This is a genomic window from Bordetella parapertussis, assembly GCF_020735925.1.
In the GTDB taxonomy this organism is placed as follows: domain Bacteria; phylum Pseudomonadota; class Gammaproteobacteria; order Burkholderiales; family Burkholderiaceae_B; genus Bordetella; species Bordetella pertussis.
On sequence record NZ_CP085971.1, the window covers coordinates 2,656,079 to 2,673,826 of the forward strand.

At 70.5% G+C, this 17,748-nt stretch carries 20 protein-coding genes and 2 pseudogenes; 17 read left to right on the forward strand and 5 right to left on the reverse strand.

Translation table 11 applies throughout. The features are described 5' to 3' along the window. The first annotated feature begins 44 nt into the window (after positions 1–44). From ptsJ to LK409_RS12665, 5 genes are all read left to right on the forward strand, one after another. Positions 45–1,376 (forward strand): MocR-like B6 salvage transcription factor PtsJ, encoded by a 1,332-nt coding sequence (gene ptsJ / locus LK409_RS12645; RefSeq protein WP_010928794.1) that lies wholly within the window; start codon positions 45–47, stop codon positions 1,374–1,376. 38 nt (positions 1,377–1,414) lie between these two features. Beyond that, the gene (locus LK409_RS12650) at positions 1,415–1,921 is read left to right on the forward strand and encodes a hypothetical protein (protein WP_003811324.1); all 507 of its coding nucleotides are present in this window, start codon (positions 1,415–1,417) and stop codon (positions 1,919–1,921) included. A gap of 50 nt (positions 1,922–1,971) precedes the next feature. Beyond that, positions 1,972–2,517, forward strand: a complete 546-nt coding sequence (locus LK409_RS12655) for a hypothetical protein (RefSeq protein ID WP_225665619.1) — start codon at positions 1,972–1,974, stop codon at positions 2,515–2,517. A gap of 71 nt (positions 2,518–2,588) precedes the next feature. Beyond that, a complete protein-coding gene (locus LK409_RS12660; RefSeq protein WP_003811322.1) occupies positions 2,589–3,014 on the forward strand; it encodes a universal stress protein in 426 nt (141 codons plus the stop codon). 32 nt (positions 3,015–3,046) lie between these two features. Continuing rightward, on the forward strand, positions 3,047–3,934 hold the full coding sequence (locus tag LK409_RS12665) for an aldo/keto reductase (RefSeq protein WP_010926674.1): 888 nt from the start codon (positions 3,047–3,049) through the stop codon (positions 3,932–3,934). A gap of 2 nt (positions 3,935–3,936) precedes the next feature. Here the strand turns inward: LK409_RS12665 and LK409_RS12670 are convergent, their stop codons facing one another. Both LK409_RS12670 and LK409_RS12675 read right to left on the reverse strand, forming a co-directional pair. Beyond that, entirely contained in the window at positions 3,937–4,260 is a 324-nt protein-coding gene (locus LK409_RS12670; RefSeq protein ID WP_010928795.1) for a protealysin inhibitor emfourin, read from the reverse strand. Beyond that, positions 4,257–5,294: a M4 family metallopeptidase gene (locus LK409_RS12675; RefSeq protein ID WP_003811319.1), complete on the reverse strand. Its 1,038-nt coding sequence runs from the start codon at positions 5,292–5,294 to the stop codon at positions 4,257–4,259. The genes LK409_RS12670 and LK409_RS12675 overlap by 4 nt, the downstream gene beginning before the upstream one ends. A gap of 204 nt (positions 5,295–5,498) precedes the next feature. On the opposite strand from LK409_RS12675, the gene LK409_RS12680 reads away from it, so the two are divergent. The 3 genes and pseudogenes from LK409_RS12680 (at position 5,499) to LK409_RS12690 (ending at position 7,901) form a co-directional block, all read left to right on the forward strand. After that, positions 5,499–5,903 carry a DoxX family protein gene (locus tag LK409_RS12680; RefSeq protein ID WP_003811318.1) on the forward strand — a complete coding sequence of 135 codons (405 nt, stop codon included), beginning with the start codon at positions 5,499–5,501 and terminating at the stop codon, positions 5,901–5,903. 173 nt (positions 5,904–6,076) lie between these two features. Next, positions 6,077–6,337: pseudogene (locus LK409_RS12685) on the forward strand (hypothetical protein); the annotation flags it as partial. 1,024 nt (positions 6,338–7,361) lie between these two features. After that, positions 7,362–7,901 (forward strand): peroxiredoxin, encoded by a 540-nt coding sequence (locus LK409_RS12690; protein ID WP_010928796.1) that lies wholly within the window; start codon positions 7,362–7,364, stop codon positions 7,899–7,901. Between the two features lie 106 nt (positions 7,902–8,007). On the opposite strand, the gene arsC is transcribed toward LK409_RS12690, so the two are convergent. The 3 genes and pseudogenes from arsC to LK409_RS12705 all read right to left on the reverse strand — a co-directional run bounded on the left by arsC (position 8,008) and on the right by LK409_RS12705 (position 10,313). After that, positions 8,008–8,352: an arsenate reductase (glutaredoxin) gene (gene arsC / locus LK409_RS12695; RefSeq protein ID WP_003811315.1), complete on the reverse strand. Its 345-nt coding sequence runs from the start codon at positions 8,350–8,352 to the stop codon at positions 8,008–8,010. A 57-nt stretch (positions 8,353–8,409) separates the two neighbouring features. Continuing rightward, positions 8,410–9,790: pseudogene (locus LK409_RS12700) on the reverse strand (CoA transferase). Positions 9,791–9,989: 199 nt separating this feature from the next. Further along, entirely contained in the window at positions 9,990–10,313 is a 324-nt protein-coding gene (locus tag LK409_RS12705; protein WP_010928797.1) for a tetratricopeptide repeat protein, read from the reverse strand. Positions 10,314–10,488: 175 nt separating this feature from the next. On the opposite strand from LK409_RS12705, the gene LK409_RS12710 reads away from it, so the two are divergent. From LK409_RS12710 to LK409_RS12750, 9 genes are all read left to right on the forward strand, one after another. Then, positions 10,489–12,081 carry a DUF1800 domain-containing protein gene (locus LK409_RS12710; RefSeq protein WP_065956701.1) on the forward strand — a complete coding sequence of 531 codons (1,593 nt, stop codon included), beginning with the start codon at positions 10,489–10,491 and terminating at the stop codon, positions 12,079–12,081. 23 nt (positions 12,082–12,104) lie between these two features. After that, positions 12,105–13,283 carry a DUF1501 domain-containing protein gene (locus tag LK409_RS12715; protein WP_010928799.1) on the forward strand — a complete coding sequence of 393 codons (1,179 nt, stop codon included), beginning with the start codon at positions 12,105–12,107 and terminating at the stop codon, positions 13,281–13,283. 82 nt (positions 13,284–13,365) lie between these two features. Next, positions 13,366–13,866: a glutathione peroxidase gene (locus tag LK409_RS12720; protein ID WP_010928800.1), complete on the forward strand. Its 501-nt coding sequence runs from the start codon at positions 13,366–13,368 to the stop codon at positions 13,864–13,866. 109 nt (positions 13,867–13,975) lie between these two features. After that, positions 13,976–14,677 carry a glutathione binding-like protein gene (locus tag LK409_RS12725; protein WP_033446421.1) on the forward strand — a complete coding sequence of 234 codons (702 nt, stop codon included), beginning with the start codon at positions 13,976–13,978 and terminating at the stop codon, positions 14,675–14,677. An 11-nt stretch (positions 14,678–14,688) separates the two neighbouring features. Beyond that, positions 14,689–15,153 (forward strand): GNAT family N-acetyltransferase, encoded by a 465-nt coding sequence (locus LK409_RS12730; RefSeq protein WP_010928801.1) that lies wholly within the window; start codon positions 14,689–14,691, stop codon positions 15,151–15,153. A gap of 14 nt (positions 15,154–15,167) precedes the next feature. Beyond that, positions 15,168–15,443: a hypothetical protein gene (locus tag LK409_RS12735; RefSeq protein ID WP_023852802.1), complete on the forward strand. Its 276-nt coding sequence runs from the start codon at positions 15,168–15,170 to the stop codon at positions 15,441–15,443. Further along, a complete protein-coding gene (locus LK409_RS12740; RefSeq protein ID WP_003811306.1) occupies positions 15,440–16,216 on the forward strand; it encodes a lipoate--protein ligase family protein in 777 nt (258 codons plus the stop codon). The genes LK409_RS12735 and LK409_RS12740 overlap by 4 nt, the downstream gene beginning before the upstream one ends. A gap of 28 nt (positions 16,217–16,244) precedes the next feature. Next, positions 16,245–17,072, forward strand: coding sequence for an RsiV family protein (locus LK409_RS12745; RefSeq protein WP_010928802.1), 828 nt, complete (start codon positions 16,245–16,247; stop codon positions 17,070–17,072). A 125-nt stretch (positions 17,073–17,197) separates the two neighbouring features. Beyond that, on the forward strand, positions 17,198–17,668 hold the full coding sequence (locus LK409_RS12750) for a hypothetical protein (RefSeq protein ID WP_003811304.1): 471 nt from the start codon (positions 17,198–17,200) through the stop codon (positions 17,666–17,668). Positions 17,669–17,748 lie beyond the last annotated feature (80 nt).

Consider the following 17,748-nt stretch of genomic DNA (forward strand, 5'->3'; position numbering starts at 1 on the left):
TATAGAATTTGTCCTATGACAAAGTATATAACGACCCAGGCCAGATGAGCATCACCGGCGCCAGCGCGGCCGAGATCTTCGACAGCGTGCGCCAGCTGGCGCAGGCGCGCCGCCTGCTGCCCGGCCAGGCGCTGCCCCCGGTGCGCGAGCTAGCGCAGACGCTGGGGGTCAATCGCAATACCGTGGCCGCCGCCTACAAGCGGCTGGTCGGCGCCGGCCTGGCGCTCAGCCAGGGCCGGCGCGGCACCATCATCCGCGGCCCGTCCGAGCCGGGCGAGCAGGACGGCGCGCATCCCGGTTCGCCCCTGATCGACCTGGCCAGCGGCAACCCCGACCCCGCCCGCCTGCCCGATCCGCTGGCCATCATGGCCGGACGCGCCAGCCCGCCGCGCCTGTACGGCGAAGCCACGGTCGACCCGCGCCTGCAGGCCTATGCAAGCCAGTGGTATGCCGGCGACTGCCCGGCCGCCTTCGAGGTCGATCTCACCCACGGCGCCATCGACGCCATCGAGCGCCTGCTGGGCGCCAACCTCGCCGCGGGCGACACGGTGGCGGTCGAGGCTCCGGGTTTTCTCGGCAGCATCAATGCGCTCCGCGCGCTGGGCCTGCACGCCGAGGGCGTGGCGCTGGACGCCGCCGGCATGCTGCCCGACGCCCTCGAGCGCGCGCTGGCCGACGGCGCGCAGGCCGTGCTGCTGACACCCCGCGCACAGAACCCGACCGGCGCCAGCCTCACCCGCGCCCGCGCGCGGGCGCTGCGCCAGGTGCTGCAACGCTACCCGCATGTCATGGTCATCGCCGACGACCACTTCGCCCACCTGTCGGCCTCGCCCTATCACAGCCCCATTCCCGCCGCCGCCCTGCGCTGGGCCCTGGTGCGCTCGGTTTCCAAGGCGCTCGGGCCCGACCTGCGGCTGGCCTTCGTCGCCAGCGATCCCGACACCTCGCGGCGCCTGCGCCTGCGGCTGGCCAGCGGCACGACCTGGGTCAGCCACCTGCTGCAGGACGTCGTGGCGGGCTGCCTGGCATCCGCGCCGGTGCAAGCGCGGATGGCCCAGGCGCGCAGGGCCTACGCCCAACGGCGCACCTGGCTGGCCGACGCGCTGCGCGCCGAAGGGATCGCCGCGCAGTGGCCGGCCGACGGCCTGAACCTGTGGGTGCCGCTGGCCCAGGACAGCCCCGCGCTGCTGCTGGAGCTCGCGCATCGCGGCTGGCGCTTGCGCAACGGCAGGTCCTTCGGCGTACGCGAGGACGTCCATGGCCTGCGCATCACCATCGCCACGCTGGAGCACGCCACGGCGCGCCGCCTGGCGCGCGACCTGCGGCTGTGCCTGGACGCGCTGGACGGACTTAAGAAATATCCTACGCTTCTGTAAATAAAGTCCTGACCACATCAACCAGGCGACTTCCCATAATGGGGCGGTTATTTTCCGAACGCCCTCAGATGTCGCGCACCAGCCTCTCTTCTCTCGCCCCCCGCCCGCACCGGCTCCTGTCCCTGGCCTGGGCGGCCACGGTCCTGTCGCTGCGAGTGGGCATGGGCATAAGCGGACTGTTCTGCGCCTGGCGCTACCTGGTCGACTTGCGGCCGGTTCGCCCGCTGTTCGATGGCGTGGCCGCCGGCGCCACGCCGCTGGCGCTCTACGCCGCATTCGAAGCGGGCTGCGCGGTGCTGCTGATGGCCGGCGCCTCCACCCGCATCGCCGCCGCCGGCATGACCGCCGCCCATATCGCCGGCGTCGCACTGGCCTTGCCGGCCCATGGCCTCTGGATACCCCTGCCCTCGGCCCTGTGGCTGGCCTGCCTGGCGCTGCTGTGGTGCCACGGCCCGGGCCCGTGCTCGGTGGATGCCTGCCTGCACCCGGCGGCCATCGCCCCCTTGTCGCCGCCCCCCGATGACCCGGCGCAACGGCCGATTTAGCCTGCTGTTCCAGCGATTCGCGATCGGGCCCTCATAATATAGTGCGCGCCATGTCGAAGTTCTCCCGCATCGGCCTGGCCGGCGTGGTGGGCGCCGCGCTCCATGCCATCCTGGCCAACCACCTTGCGCCGGCCGTGCAGCAGCGGCTGCCCATCGGCCGGGTGAGCCTCACATTCTTTCTCGCCCTGCTCAGCGCCCTGGCCGCCGGCGCCGTGCTGGCGCGCCTGGCCCCGCGCGCGCGGGTGGCGGCCCTGGCCGTGGCCGCACTGGCATTCCTGCTGCTGGCCGCCGCCACGACCTGGCTGCAGCAATGCACGCCGGCCCAGCTCGCCGCCATCGATGCCGCCACGCCGCTGGGCTGCAACCTCGGCCTGTACAACCGCGCCCGCGCCCACCTGCCGCCCGATGGCCGGCCGGCCGAGCTCGCGCCGGGAGTCTGGTTCGACCGCCACGGACTGTCCTACGCCTGTCTGCCCCCCGAAGCGCAAGCCACCCACCTGCGCGTCGCGCTGGCCGATTACGCCCTGGCGCTGGTGGGCATGAGCCTGGGCGCCTTGCTGGGCGCCAGGCAACGCAGGCGCCGCGACCAGGATTGATTCCTGTCAATGCGCTGAAAAAGGCGATAACCTATGCTGAACCATGGACAACTCTCAACACAGAGGCTGATATGCTGAAAATCCTGGTTCCCGTGGACGGTTCCGAATGCGCCGTGCGCGCCGTGCGTGAAGCCATCAAGGTCGCCAACGACAGCAAGGGCGCCCAGCTGCATCTGCTCAACGTGCAGCTGCCGCTCATCTCCGGCCACGCCAAGATGTTCCTGCGCCACAACGAGCTGCAAAGCTACTACCAGGCCGAAGGCGAAGCCGCCCTGGCCACCGTCCTGCCCGTCGTCGCCGAGTCCGGCATCCCGTTCGAATCCGAAATGCGCACCGGGCAGTACGGCGAGACCATCGCCAACTACGCCAAGGAGAAACAGTGCGACCGTATCGTCATGGGCACCCGGGGCCTGGGCGCGGTCGGCGGCCTGCTGCTGGGATCGGTGGCGCGCAAGGTGATCCACCTGGCCGACGTGCCGATCACGCTGGTGAAGTAGGTCCCGCGCCCCGCCCGGCCGAGTACCTGCCCATGAGCCGGGCGCGCTTCCTGCGCCTGGCCGGCGCGGCTGCCCTCGGCCTGGCCGCCCCGCGCGTCCCGGCCGCGCCCAGTCTGCTGACGCGGCCGGTCCCGGCCGACGGCTCCCCGCTGCCCGTGATCGGCTGCGGAACCTACATCGGTTTCGACGTCGCCCGGCCCTCGGCCGAGTACGACGCCCTCGGCGAGGTCGTGCGGACCTTGTTCGCCGCCGGCGGCACGGTATTGGACAGCTCCCCGATGTACGGACGCGCCGAGGCCGTCACCGGCCGGCTGCTGGCCGAAGCCGGCCTGCGCCAGCGCGCCTTTGTCGCCACCAAGGTGTGGACCAGCGGCCGCGCCGCCGGCCTGGCGCAAATGCAGGCGTCGCTGCGCCAGCTGGGCGGCGAGCGCATCGACCTCATGCAGATCCACAACCTGCTCGACTGGCGCACCCACCTGCCGGTGCTGCGCGAATGGCAGGCCGCCGGCCGCATCCGCTACGTCGGCATCAGCCATTACACGGCGAGCGCGTATGACGAAGTCGAGGCGGTGCTGCGCGCCGAGCGGCTGGACTTCCTGCAGATCAACTATGCGCTGGACGACCGCCAGGCCGCGCAGCGCCTGTTGCCGCTGGCCGCCGACCGTGGCGTGGCGGTGCTGGTCAACCGGCCGTTTGGCGGCGGCGGCCTGCTGCGCCGCCTGGCCGGCCGGCCCCTGCCGTCCTGGGCGGCCGACATCGGCGCAACCAGCTGGGCGCAAGTGTTGCTGAAGTTCGTGCTCAGCCATCCCGCGGTCACCTGCGCGATACCCGGCACCGGCCGGGCCGCCCACATGCGCGACAACCTGGCCGCCGGCATGGCGGCGCCACCGCCGCTGTCATTCTGGAACGACAAAGCCTAGGCTCAGCGCGCCGGCGCGCTGCGCCACAGCCATACCAGGTCGTGCGGCGCCAGCTCTTCGGGCACGTCGAAACGCAAGGGTTCGGCGCGCGACCCGGCGCCAAAATGCACCTCGACGCGAAAATAGCGCTGGTCTCCTTGCCCGCATGCATCGCGCGCCTGTCCGGCCGCGCTGTACAGGGCGGCATCGATCTGCGCGCGCAGGGTTGCCGAGCACGCCCCCAGCTCGAAGCGCCGGGTGCGGACCAGGGCCGGCACGAACGCCACGCCGCCTTGGCGCGACACGCGCACTTCCGCGGCCTGCTCCAGCGATGGCAGCGCAATCATGTCAGTACCCCTACATCGGTCCAGGCCTGCCGCACCGCCGCCTGGGCCGCGCCATGGCGGCCGGCCTGTTCCACCGACAGGCGCGCGAACAGGGCGAAATCGGCCTGCGGCGTCAGCGCCGGCAGGCGCAAGGTGTCGTACCAGATCCGGCCGGCCACCTCCCAGGCATGGCCGCCCAGCGCGGTGGCGGCCAGATGGAATGCACGGTTGGGAATGCCGGAATTGATATGCACGCCGCCATTGTCCTCGCCGGTCTGCACGAAGTCCCGCATGTGTCCCGGCTGCGGGTCGCGGCCCAGCAGGGGATCGTCGTAGGCGCTGCCGGGCTGCGCCATCGAGCGCAGCGCGCGCGCCCGCACCTTGGCGGTGAACAGCCCCGCCCCGATCAGCCAGTCCGCCTGGTCGGCGCGCTGGCCCGCCACATGCTGCTTGGCCAGCGAACCGAACACATCGCACAGGGATTCGTTCAACGCGCCCGACTGGCCTTCGTAGCGCAGGCCGCCTTCGTGGTCGATCACCCCGTGCGTCAGTTCGTGGGCGACGATATCGACCGCGATGGTGAAGCGGTTGAACACGTCGCCGTCGCCGTCGCCGAACACCATCTGCGCGCCGTTCCAGAACGCGTTGTCGTATTCCTCGCCATAGTGCACGCTGGCCACCAGCGCCCGCCCCGCGCCATCGAGCGAATGGCGGCCGTAGGCCTGCCAGAACAGCGCATAGGTCGCGCCCAGATGATCGTAAGCCTCGTTGACCGCCACGTCGGCATGCGCGGGCTGCCCTTCGGACCGCACCAGCGCGCCCGGCAATTGCAGGCCGCCGCCGGCATCGTGCACCTGCCTGTCGACCTGCCCGGGCGGGCGCGCGGACGCGGGCGCCGGCGGCGCGGCAAGCCGCACGGCGCGCTGGCTGGTGTCGATGCGCAAGGTGTTGACGGCGCGCGCGCTCAGCCGCGCGTCGGCCGCCTGCGCCAGCCGGTCCAGCAAGTAAGGCGGCACCACGCTCGGGCGCGCGGCTTTCGAGGTAGGTCGCTTCATCGCATTCCTCCTGCCAGGCTGCGGGGCGCCCGATTCTCGCCACGGGCGCGCGTCCCATTCCAGCAACTTTATCCTACCTATTCACTCTTGTATTCTGCGCGGAATTTGCAATAATTAGCGCGCTTGTAAGGAAGTTTTCCTAACTCTTTTTCTTGCCCCTTACGCTCCTGTACGCCGATCAACTTCTGGAACATAGAGATCCCCATGATTAAATCTGACGACGCCGGCAAGCTGATTCTTCGCCTTGCGCTGGGCATTCTGGTCATCATGCACGGTCTGGCCAAACTGAGCAGCGGCGTGGGCGGCATCGCCGGCATGCTGTCTTCGCATGGCTTGCCCGGTTTCCTCGCCTACTTCGCCTACGTCGGCGAAATCGTCGGCCCCCTGCTGATCATCCTGGGCATCTATTGCCGCCTGGGCGCCCTGCTGGTCGTGCTCAACATGGTGGTGGCCATTCTGCTGGCCCACATGGGCCAACTGTTCTCCATCAGCAACACCGGCGGCTGGGCCCTGGAGCTGCAAGGCATGTTCCTGTTCGGCGCGCTCGCCCTGGCCTTCATGGGCGCGGGCCGCTTCAGCCTGGCCGGGTCGGGCGGTCGCTGGAACTGAGCGCCGCGCCGCGATCGCAGGGCCGCCTCGGGCGGCCCTGTTTTTTTGGACGCTTGGTAATCAACTGTCACGCTTGTTGTGTTTCCAACCCGTTACGCTGGCGAACCCCAAGGCCGAAACGACGGCCTAATCCTGACATCGGGATTTATGGACGCCGCTCGCGGCGGATTGCCATGCATACTGCCAAAGCCCCTCTCGCCGCCCTGGCCCTGGCCCTGGCCCTGGCCCTGGGCGTGAGTACGCCACCTGCCCTGGCACAGGTCGGCTACGACCCTGAACCGGCCTACGACGAGCCCGCCGGCGCCGACCCCGCCGCCGCCAACCTGGCCCCCGTCGAAGTGGCCCGCGAGGCCCCGCCGCCCCTGCCGGTCTACCAGCAACCGCCCGTGCCGGGCGACGGCTACATCTGGGTGCCGGGCTATTGGGCGCTCAACGCCCTGGGGTTCTACTGGGTGCCCGGCGTCTGGATGCTGGCGCCCTACCCGGGCGCGTTGTGGACGCCGGGCTACTGGGCCTACGATGCCGGCTACTACCGGTGGCGGCGCGGCTATTGGGGTCCGCACATCGGCTTTTACGGCGGCATCAACTACGGCTATGGCTACATCGGCTTCGGCTACGTAGGCGGCTACTGGAACCGCGACCGCTTCTATTACAACCGCGCCGTCACCAATGTGAACATCACGCGCGTCACCCACGTCTACGAACGCAGGGTGGTCGTCCAGCACATCGACAGGAGCCGCGTCGGCTACCACGGCGGACCGCGCGGCATCCAGCGGCGCGCCGACCCGCGCGAGATGGCCGCCGCGCGCGAGCGCCACACGCCGCCCACCGACATGCAACGCGACCACGCCCGCCAGGCCGGCCGTGACCGCGCCCAATTCGACGGCGGCGCGCGCCGCGACCAGGCCGCGCCTGCGCCCGGTGCGCGGGGGCCGGCCGGACAAGGCCGTCCCGGCCAGGACCGCGCGGCCGGACAAGGCGGCCCGCGCGCCGACGATGTTTCCGCGCCGCGCCGGGACGCGCGCCCCAGCCCGGACAGCGTCCCGCGCCAGGCCGGCGCGCGCCAGGAAAATACCCGCCAGGAAAACGTCCGCCGCAACCAAAGCACGCCGCGCCAGGAAAGCGCCCCGCGCCAGCACAACGCGCCGCGCCCCGAGCGCGCGCGGCCGGCCGAACCGCGGCGCGACGCCGGCAGCCCTCCCGAGCGGTCATCGCGCCCCGCGCCGGCGCCGCGCGCCGAATCGCGCCCCCAGGCAGAGCGCGCCGCCTCGCAGCCGCGCGCGCCTGGCCGCCAGGACGGCGGGGCAAGGCCGAACGCGGCCCGGGCGAGCGCGGCAACGGCGGCGGACGCGGGCGCGACGGCTAGGTCCTTCCGTCCTGCTGGACCGATCCGCCGCGAGGCCGCTACAGTAAGGGCATCGGCCCGCCTCGCCGGGCCCTGCCCATCCGGAGTTCATCATGTCACGCCCCGCACTGCTGTTGGCCGCCCTCCTGTCCATCGCGGCGCCCGCCGCGCACGCCGCCCTGCCGGTGGGCGCGCCCGCGCCCGATTTCAGCGCGCAGGCTTCGCAAGGCGGCAACACCTTCACCTTCGAACTGGCGCAGGCGCTGCGCCAGGGGCCGGTGGTGCTGTACTTCTATCCGGCGGCCTTCACCCAGGGCTGCACCATCGAGGCCCGCAATTTCGCCGAGGCCATCGACCAGTATCGGGCGCTGGGCGCCACCGTCATCGGCGTCTCCGGCGACGACATCGAAACCCTGCGCAAATTCTCGGTCGGCGAATGCCGCGGCAAATTTCCGGTGGCCGCCGATGCAGACGGCGCCATCATGAAGGCCTACGATGCCGTGCACGACAGGCGGCCCGAATACGCCCAGCGCATTTCATACGTGATATCGCCGCAGGGCCGCATCGTCTACGAGTTCACGGACATGAGCCCGGACCGCCACGTCGCCAACACCCTGCAGGCCTTGCGCGACTGGCAGGCCAGGAAGAAATAGACGCCCGCGCGCATCCGGCCGTCAACGAAAGCGGCCTGGCGCGTCTTGCCGCGCCAGGCCGCAATCACTCGCCCTCAATCGGGCGCGCAGGTTCTGAAGCCGCCGCCTACGGCAGGATTTCGCGCACGCTCTCGGCCGGGCGGCACAGGCGCGCGCCCCGCTCGGTGACGACGAAAGGCCGGTTGATCAGGATGGGGTTGTCGACCATGGCATCGAGCAGGCCCTCGTCGTCCACGCCGTCCAGGCCCAGTTCCTGGTAGATCGGCTCCTTGGCGCGCACCGCCTCGCGCACGCTCAGCCCGGACTGCTGGATCAGGCCGGCCAGCGTCTGGCGCGACGGCGGCGTCTTCAGGTATTCGATGATGGTGGGCTCGATGCCCGCGTCGCGCAGCATTTGCAGCACGTTGCGCGACGTGCTGCAACGCGGGTTGTGGTAGATGGTGGCAGACATGCAGACTCCTCGGTGGAACATCAGGCCACCCTATAGTCTACCCGCGGCCGCCTGCATTCAGCGAAACGGCCACACGGTCGGGTGCGAACCCGGTGGCATGGCCGGCCGCGTCCAGCGCGCCGGCGTCAACGAGAACTGCGCCGCGTGGCGCACGGCGGTCAGCTCGCCGAACCCCGACTCCTCGGCGTACAGCAGCTCCTCGATCGGCGGCATCGGACAGGCGAGCCCGTCGGGCACGCGTCCCAGCTCGCGCAGCCAGCGCGCCGTGCTGGCCAGCGACACGCGCACGTGCCAGCTGCCGCCCTCGATACGCTAGCGCGCCAGCGCGGCCAGCGCGCCGAAGGCCATCAGGTAGCCGCTGGCATGATCGAGGATCTGCACAGGCATGGCCTTGGGGGCTTCCTGCCCGGCCGCCTGGGCCTCGGCATGGTTGAAGCCGGTGGCCGTCTGCACCAGCGAGTCGAAGCCGCGCCGGCCGGCCCACGGACCGCTATCGCCGTAGGCCGACAGCGACACGTACACGATGCCGGGACGGATGCGCGCGGCGTCCTCCGGGCCGAAACCCAGCGCCTGCAGGCCGCCGGGCCGGTAGCCCTGCACGAACACATGCGCGCTGCGCAACAGATTGCCCAGCGCAATGCGGCCGTCGGCGGTCTCGAGGTCGGCGTGCACCGACAGCTTGCCGCGGCTGGTGTCGATGATGTTGTCGATATTGGGCAGATGCGGCGAATTGATCAGCATCACGTCGGCGCCGTAGGCGGCCAGCGCGCGTCCGCATACCGGGCCGGCGATGATGCGCGTGAGATCGAGCACGCGGATGTCCTGCAGCGGCGTGGCCTCGTGCCCGTACTTGGGCAGAGGCCGCGGATCGGCGTTGTCGATGCGTTCGATGCGCACCACCGGCTGCGAAGCGGTCGCCAGGCCTTGCGGATGGCGGTCCCATTGATCGAAGCTGCGCATGGCGGCGACCACCATGCCGGCATCGGCGGCGACTTGCTCGAAATCGCCCGCGCGCCAGCGCGCCGTCGCGATGGTGCGGGAAATTGGCATGGATGCGCACCCAGCCGCCGTCGCCGCATGGGTAGACGCCGGTGATCTTGTCCCAGATATTGGGCGTCACGCCGTTGATCTTGAAGTAGCTGCGGCACTCCTGCGCCGCGTGGCGCATGTCCACCGCCACGCGTTGGCGCTGCCCGCCGCGCAGATGCCAGATCTCGGCCGCGGCCAGCGCGGCGGCCGCGATGCTGGCCTGGGCGGCCGTGCCGACGGCGAACGACGAGGGCAGCACCGGCTCGGCGCCATGCAGCTCGACGTGGTCGAGCGCCTCGTCGGGCAGGCCTGCGGCGCCCCACAGGTTCTGCAGGGCTACCCGGGCCCCCTTGGCGGTATGTGCTTGCCCTCGCGCCACGGGCGGGTGGAGATCCTTCAGGTTTCCCATTGCAGTCTTCGGTGCTCACGAGCTGATGAGGCGATTACATGTCCAGCCCTGGGTTGCGTCAAGATGCGGGCGCCGCGACGGTGTTTCACGAATTGACCGCGCCGGCGGGCGCCACTGGCCGCGTCCATGGCGCCGGCGTCACATCTGTTTGTAAATTTTACATAGGGTGTAGCGCGGTCGCCGCGCCCTAGCCGCCGTGCTACGCGTCTTCGCGCGCCAATCGCCGCAGGAAAACCTGCAATTCCTTGACCACTTGCTGGTCGCCGCGCGACTGCGCGGCCGCCAGTCCGCTTTCCCAGGCCTGGCGCGCGCCGGCGCGGTCGCCCTGTCCCTGCAGCGTCTTGCCCAGCCACTTCCAGGCGACCGAGTACGTGGGATCGAAATCGAGCGCCGCGCGCAGGTGCGGCAAGGCCGCGTCGAATTGTTCGTGTTCGGCGTAGGTCTTGCCCAGCGTGAAACGCAACAACATGTTGTCGGTACCCTGCGCCAGCATGGCTTCCAGGCGCTCGGTCATGGCTTGCATAAGGCCCTCTCCGGCAAAGGCGCCCCAGGGCGCCGCGTTCGTTCATGATAGGCCAGCTCCCGCCGCGACGCCCGCATGTCCGCGTTCCGACAGGGGAAAACCGTCTGTGTCGGTGCGTATCAAATCGATGTGCAGGGCGAATTATTCCGCCATAGTGCGATCCGATACCTGAACAATGCAGGAACCCACTGTGCCATCGATCGTGCTGTTTCCATCGTGGATGAAAGTCTGGCGCCGGCTGGCCTGCGCCGCCCTGCTGGCCGGCGCCGCCGCCAGCGCGCCGGCCGCGCCGGCCGCCGCGCAAGCCGCCCCGGCCGGCCCGCAACGCCTGGCCGCCCAGGTCGACCGCGTCAGCTGGGGCGTCACCCCCACCGAACTGGCCCGCGCGCAGCGGCTGAGCTGGACCGTCTATCTGCAGGAGCAGTTGCGGCCGCGGCCGGCCGCGCTGCCGCCGGCGGTGCAGGCCCGGATCGACGCGCTGTCGATCACGCGCGTGCCGGCGCGCGACGCGCTGCTGGCGCAACGCGCGCGGACCGCGAAAATCCGCCAGATCGAAGACCCCGCCCGCAAGCTGGCGGCCTCGCGCGAGAACCGCATGGTGTCGCGCCAGCGCGCCAACGAAACCATGCAGCGCGCCGTCTGGCTGGCGCTTTATTCCCCCAACCAGTTGCAGGAGCAGATGACCTGGTTCTGGATGAACCACTTCAGCATCTACGCCGGCAAGGCCAACGTCGGCACGGTGCTCGACGCCTACGAAGACCAGGCCATACGGCCGCATGCGCTGGGCAAGTTCCGCGACCTGCTGGCCGCCACCGCCCGTTCGCCCGCCATGCTGATCTACCTGGACAACATCCGCAACAGCGCCGGCCACATCAACGAGAACTACGCGCGCGAACTGCTGGAGCTGCACACCCTGGGCGTGCAAGGCGGCTACAGCCAGCGCGACGTGCAGGAACTGGCGCGCGTGCTCACGGGCGTGGGCCTGAACCAGACCGGCGAGGCGCCGCGCGTCAAGCCCGCGCAGCGCGAGCAGCTGGTCGAAGACGGCCTGTTCCTGTTCGATCCGGGGCGCCATGACCACGGCGACAAGACCGTGCTGGGCCACACCATACGCGGCGGGCGCGGCCTGGCCGAACTGGACGAGGCGCTCGACCTGCTGGCGCGCCATCCCGCCACGGCCCGCCACGTCAGCCGCAAGCTGGCGCAGTACTTCGTGGCCGACCAGCCGCCCGATGCGCTGGTGCAGCGGATGGCGCGCGCGTTCCGGGGCAGCGACGGCGACATCGCCGCCACGCTGGCCGCCATGTTCGAGTCGCCCGAATTCGAGGCTTCGCTGGCGCGCGGAAAATTCAAGGACCCGGCCCACTACCTGTACTCGGCCCTGCGCCTGGCCTACGACGGCAGGGAACCGCTGCGCAATCCCGACGCCGCGCTGGACTGGCTCAAGCGCATGGGCCAGCCGCTCTACCAGCGGCTGACGCCGGACGGCTATCCCATGAACGAATCCGATTGGGCCGGTTCCGGACAGATGACCACGCGCTTCGAGGCGGCGCGCGCCATTGCCGCCGCGCCCGCGACCTTCTACCGCGCCGACCGCGACGACAGGCCGCGCGTGCCGCCCCTGCCGCCCCTGGTCCAGGCCTATGGCGCCGGCGCGGGGCCGTTCTCGGCGCTGTCGCCGGCCACGCGCCGCGCCATCGAATCGGCCCCCAACGTCCGCGACGCCAATACCTACCTGCTGGCCTCGCCGGAATTCATGCGCCGCTGAACGCCCGCATTCCAGGAATCGCCATGCACCGACGCCAACTGCTCAAACTGGCCGCCGCCGCCCCGCTCACCCTGTACGGCACCCGCCTGCTGGCCGCCGGCCCGCCCGACACCCGCCTGCTGGTGGTGTTCATGCGCGGCGCCTACGACGCCACCAGCCTGCTCGTGCCCACGACCAGCGAGTTCTATTACGAGTCCCGTCCGCACATCGCCATTGCCCGCGACGCCGCCGCCGCGCTGTCCGACGGCTGGGCCCTGCACCCGGCCGTCAAGGACAGCCTGCTGCCGTTCTACCAGCGCGGCGAGCTGGCCTTCGTTCCTTTCGCCGGCACCGACGACGCCAGCCGCAGCCACTTCGAGACCCAGAACCGCATCGAACTGGGCCGCGCCGGCGGCAGCGGCGCCGCGCCCGCCTCCGGCTTTCTCAACCGGCTGGCCGCCCAGTTCGACGGCAAGGCCGGCAGGCCGGCGGCCTTCACCGAGGACGTGCCGCAGATCTTCCGCGGCCAGGCGCGCGTGCCCAATATCGACCTGGGCGGGGCCAAGCGCAAGTCGCGCCTGACGGCCGACAGCAGCAGCGCCATCGCCCAGATGTACCAGGGCACCGGCCTGGATGCCTCGGTCAACGAAGGCCTGGCCGCCATGGGCCAGGCGCGCGCCGCGCTGGAGGCCGAAATGCGCGAGGCCAACGGCGGTGCCGGCAGCACCGAGAAACTGGAGCAGGAGGCGCGCCGCATCGGCACTTTCATGGCCGAGCGCTACAACCTCGGCTTCGTGGACGTGGGCGGGTGGGATACCCACGTCGGCCAGGGCGCGGCCAACGGCGTGCTGGCCACCAAGCTGGGCCAGCTGGGACGCGCGCTGGCCGCCTACGCGCAGGCGATGGGCCCGGCCTGGCGCCATACCACCGTGGTCGTCATCAGCGAATTCGGCCGCACCCTGCGCGAGAACGGCAACAAGGGCACCGACCACGGCCATGGCAGCGTGTACTGGGTGCTGGGCGGCGGGGTGCGCGGCGGACGCATCGCCGGCGAGCAGGTGGCGGTCAAGCGCGACACCTTGTTCCAGGATCGCGACTACCCCGTGCTGACCGACTACCGCGCGCTGTTCGCGGGCCTGTTCGGCCGCCTGTATGGCCTCGACGCGCAACGCCTGCAGGCCGTGTTTCCGGGCGCGCGTCCGCTCGACCTCAAGCTGGTCTGACGCGCACGCCACTGACGGCGCGCTGGCGCTACACTGGCCACGCAGGCCGCTGCGGCCTGAACCGTCCCCCTGGAGAGCCTGCATGAACACCATGTACGACTTCAGCGCCCCCACCATAACGGGCGCGGAACGCGCGCTGGCCGATTTTCGCGGCCAGGTGGCGCTGGTGGTCAATGTCGCCTCGCGCTGCGGGTTCACGCCCCAGTACTCGGGCCTGGAAGAACTGTACCGCTCGTACCGCAACGAAGGCTTTGTCGTCCTGGGATTTCCGTGCAACCAGTTCGGGCGCCAGGAGCCGGGCGACGAGGCCGCCATTGCGCAGTTCTGCGAAACCCAGTACGCCATCAGCTTCCCGCTGTTCGCCAAGATCGACGTCAACGGCGCCCACGCCCACCCGCTGTACCGCTGGCTGAAGGCACACAAGCCCGGCCTGCTGGGCACCCGCGCCATCAAATGGAATTTCACCAAATTCCTGGTCGGGCGCGACGGCCTGCCGCTGCGGCGCTACGCGCCCGCCCACACGCCCGAATCGCTGCGCCACGACATCGCGCGCGCCTGCGCCGCGCCCGGCCCGACGCCCTAGCGGCGCCCCTGCCCGACCCGCTGACGTGGACATGGCGCGCCCGCGCGGCGCGACCCGCTATCATGACGGCTGCCCGCCGGCTCCGCCCGGCATTCGCTCAGGACGCGCCATGATCGATCTCTACTACTGGACGACTCCCAACGGCCACAAGATCACGCTCTTTCTCGAAGAGACCGGCCTGCCTTACCGCATACACCCCGTCAACATCAGCAAGGGCGAGCAGTTCCAGCCGGAATTCCTGGCCATCGCGCCCAACAACCGCATCCCGGCCATCGTCGACCAGGCGCCGGCCGATGGCGGCGCGCCGATCCCGCTGTTCGAGTCCGGCGCCATCCTGCTGTACCTGGCCGAGAAGACCGGCCAATTCATCCCCGCCGACCTGCGCGGGCGCGCCGACGTGCTGCAGTGGCTGTTCTGGCAGATGGGCGGACTGGGCCCCATGGCCGGCCAGAACCACCACTTCTCGGCCTATGCGCCCGAGCGCATCCCCTACGCCATCGAGCGCTACGTCAAGGAAACCAACCGCCTGTATGGCGTGCTCGACCGCCAGCTGGCGCAGCGCGAGTTCGTCGCCGGCGACTACTCGATCGCCGACATGGCGGCCTATCCCTGGATCGTGCCGCACGAGCGCCAGGGCCAGGACCTGAACGAGTTTCCGAACCTCAAGCGCTGGTTCGAGGCCATCGGCGCCCGCCCGGCCACGCAGCGCGCCTACGCGCTGGCCGACCGGATCAACACCAAGCCGTCGGTCGACACCGAGGAGTCCCGCCGCGTGCTGTTCGGCCAGACCGCCGCCAACGTGCGCCGCTGAGCGAGGCCGCCATGACCGCCACGCTCAGCTTCCGCCGCGCCGCCGCGACCGACCTGCCGGCCATCATCGCGCTGCTGGCCGACGACGCCCTCGGCCAGCAGCGCGAAGACCCGACCATGCCGCCGCAGCCGGCCTATCTGGCGGCCTTCGGCGCCATCGACCGCGATCCCAACCAGTTCCTGGCGGTGGTCGAGCGCGCCGGCCAGATCATCGGCTGCCTGCAGCTCAGCTTCATTCCCGGGCTGTCGCGCCGCGGCCTGTGGCGCGGGCAGATCGAAAGCGTGCGGGTGGCGGCCAGCGAGCGCGGCGCGGGCACCGGCCGCGCGCTGTTCGAGTGGGCCATCGCCCAGTGCCGCGACAAGGGCTGCGGCCTGGTGCAGCTGACCACCGACAAGCAGCGCGCCGACGCCCGGCGCTTCTATGAATCCCTGGGTTTCAAGGCCACGCACGAGGGCATGAAACTGGACCTGGCATGAAAGGAATCCCGGCCATGCATGGCGAATACAAAGTTCCCGGCGGCAAGCTGGTCGTCATAGACCTGGAGGTCGCGCAGGGCCGCCTGCGCCAGGTGCGCCTGTCGGGCGACTTCTTCCTCGAGCCGCCCGAGGCGCTGGAGGCCATCAACCGCGGCCTGGACGGGCTGCCGGCCGACGCCGGCGCCGAAGGCATCGCGCAGGCCGTGCGCGCTGCATTGCCGGCCGAGGCCGAGCTGTTCGGCTTCAGCCCCGAGGCGGTGGCCGTGGTCGTGCAGAGGGCGCTGTCATGAACCGCACCGCCTGGACCGACTACGACTGGCAACTGATCCACCCGGGCCCGCTGCCGCCGGCGCTGCACATGGCGCTGGACGCCGCCATCACCGACGAGGTCGGCGCGGGCCAGCGTCCGCCCACGCTGCGCATCTGGGAATGGTCGCAGCCGGCCGTCATCATCGGGCGCTTCCAGTCGCTCAGGAACGAGGTGGACCCCGACGGCGCGCGCCGCCACGGCGTGACCGTGGTGCGCCGCGTCAGCGGCGGCGGCGCGATGTTCGTCGAGCCGGGCAACACCATCACCTATTCGCTGAGCGTGCCGCAGGCGCTGGTGGCCGGCATGAGCTTCCAGGAATCGTATGCCTTCCTGGATGCCTGGGTCATCCGCGCCCTCCACGAGCTGGGCATCAAGGCCTGGTACCAGCCGCTCAACGACATCGCCTCGGACGCGGGCAAGATCGGCGGCGCCGCCCAGGCGCGCCGCGCCGGCGCGGTGCTGCATCACGTCACCATGTCGTACGACATCGACGCCGACAAGATGGTCGAGGTGCTGCGCATCGGCCGCGAGAAGCTGTCCGACAAGGGCACGACCAGCGCCAGGAAGCGCGTGGACCCGCTGCGCAGCCAGACCGGCCTGGCTCGCGATACCATTATCGAACGCATGCTGCAGACCTTTGCCGGCATGTGCCGCCTGACGCCCGCCGAGATCGGCGCGGCCACCCTGCAGGCGGCGCAACGCCAGGCCGAGGAAAAATTCTCCAGCCCCGAGTGGACTGCCCTCGTTCCCTGATGCCTTCCGCCCTCTTGGAGCAACGCCCATGAAGTACCGCGCGACCGCGCTGCCCCCGCCCCGCCTGAAACTGCTTTGCGCCGCCGGCGCGCTGGCCTTGCTGGCCGCCTGCGGCAGCGCGCCGCCGGCCGACATCACGCTGGCCGGCGCCGCTCCCGCCGCGGCCGGCGCCGAGCCGGCCACCATCGGCGACGTGCGCACCGAGCGCATCCAATGGGCCAGCGCCAAGCCGGGCTGCACCGGCGAATGCCCGCGCGTCGAGATCGACAGCGTGTCCTTCCCCGGCATCCTGGCCCTGAGCGAGCTGGTCGACCGCCAGCTGGCCGCCATGACCGGCGTGGACCAGAACCTGCGCGGCCGCTACCAGACGCTGTCCGAATACACGCAGTACTTCTGGAAAACCGCCCAGGCGCGCGACGCCACCTACTTCAAGGCCAGCGTCAAGGACGTGGTGGGCGACATCGTCGCCGTCGAGCTGGGCACCACCCAGTTCCTGACCGGCGCGGCGCACGGCATCCCCGCCACGCATTACCTGAACTGGCAACGCGGCCAGGGCCGCCCGCTGACGCTGGACGAGGTCCTGATCCCCAGCCGCAAGGCCGAGTATGTCGTCGCCATGCGCGAGGCACACCAGCGATGGCTGGCCGCCAACGAAGACGCGCAGCGCGACCGCGCCGCCTACGACCGCATGTGGCCGTTCCAGGAAACCACCAATTTCGCCCTCACCCGCCAGGGGCTGGTGGTCAAGTACGACGCCTATACCATCGCGCCGTATTCGCACGGACAGCCGGAAATCCTCATTCCCTACGAGCGCCTGCGCGGCGTTCTGCGCCCCGAGTTCATCCCGGCGGGCTGAGTGCCGGCGGCGGGCGCCGCCGAACAACGCGGCGCAAGGCCCGTTGTTCGCGCCTTTGCCGCGCGCCGGCCGCGCCTATCATGCGGCTGCCGCGCAGCGAGCGCCCCTCTACGACCGCACCGCCCATGACCGAATCCGCCCGTCCCACGCCCGCCACCATCCTGCTGTACACCGAGGAGCAGCGCGGCAACCAATGGGTCGAGTCCATCGTCGTGGGCATGCTTTCGGATATCTCGGGCGCCGACAAGCTGGTGGTCATCAAGGATCCGCACAGCGGCATCAAGTTCGTCTATCGCGTCGAACACGATTGCAACAACCTGGACGCGGCCGCCATCACCGAGCTCGACGAGACCCATTTCGACGGCAAGCGCACCACCGCCATCAACGGCATGAACTACCGGATGGGCAACCCCGACAGCGCCATGAAGTTGCTGCGCGCCAAGCCGCGCTGGATCCAGGACAAGGGCGCCGTGCTGTCGGTGCTGTTGCGCAACGCCGCCGCGCGCAGCACCAGCTTCGTCAGCCGCCGCATCGACCGCGAGCGCCTGACGCGCGTACCGGCCGACGTGCCGGTCGAGCGCCTGCCCCAGCCCTGACCAACGCGGGCGCGCGCCCATTCCACGTTACAATTGCCGCCTGTCGCCACGGACGCCGCGCGCGGCCCGTCTGTATCCGT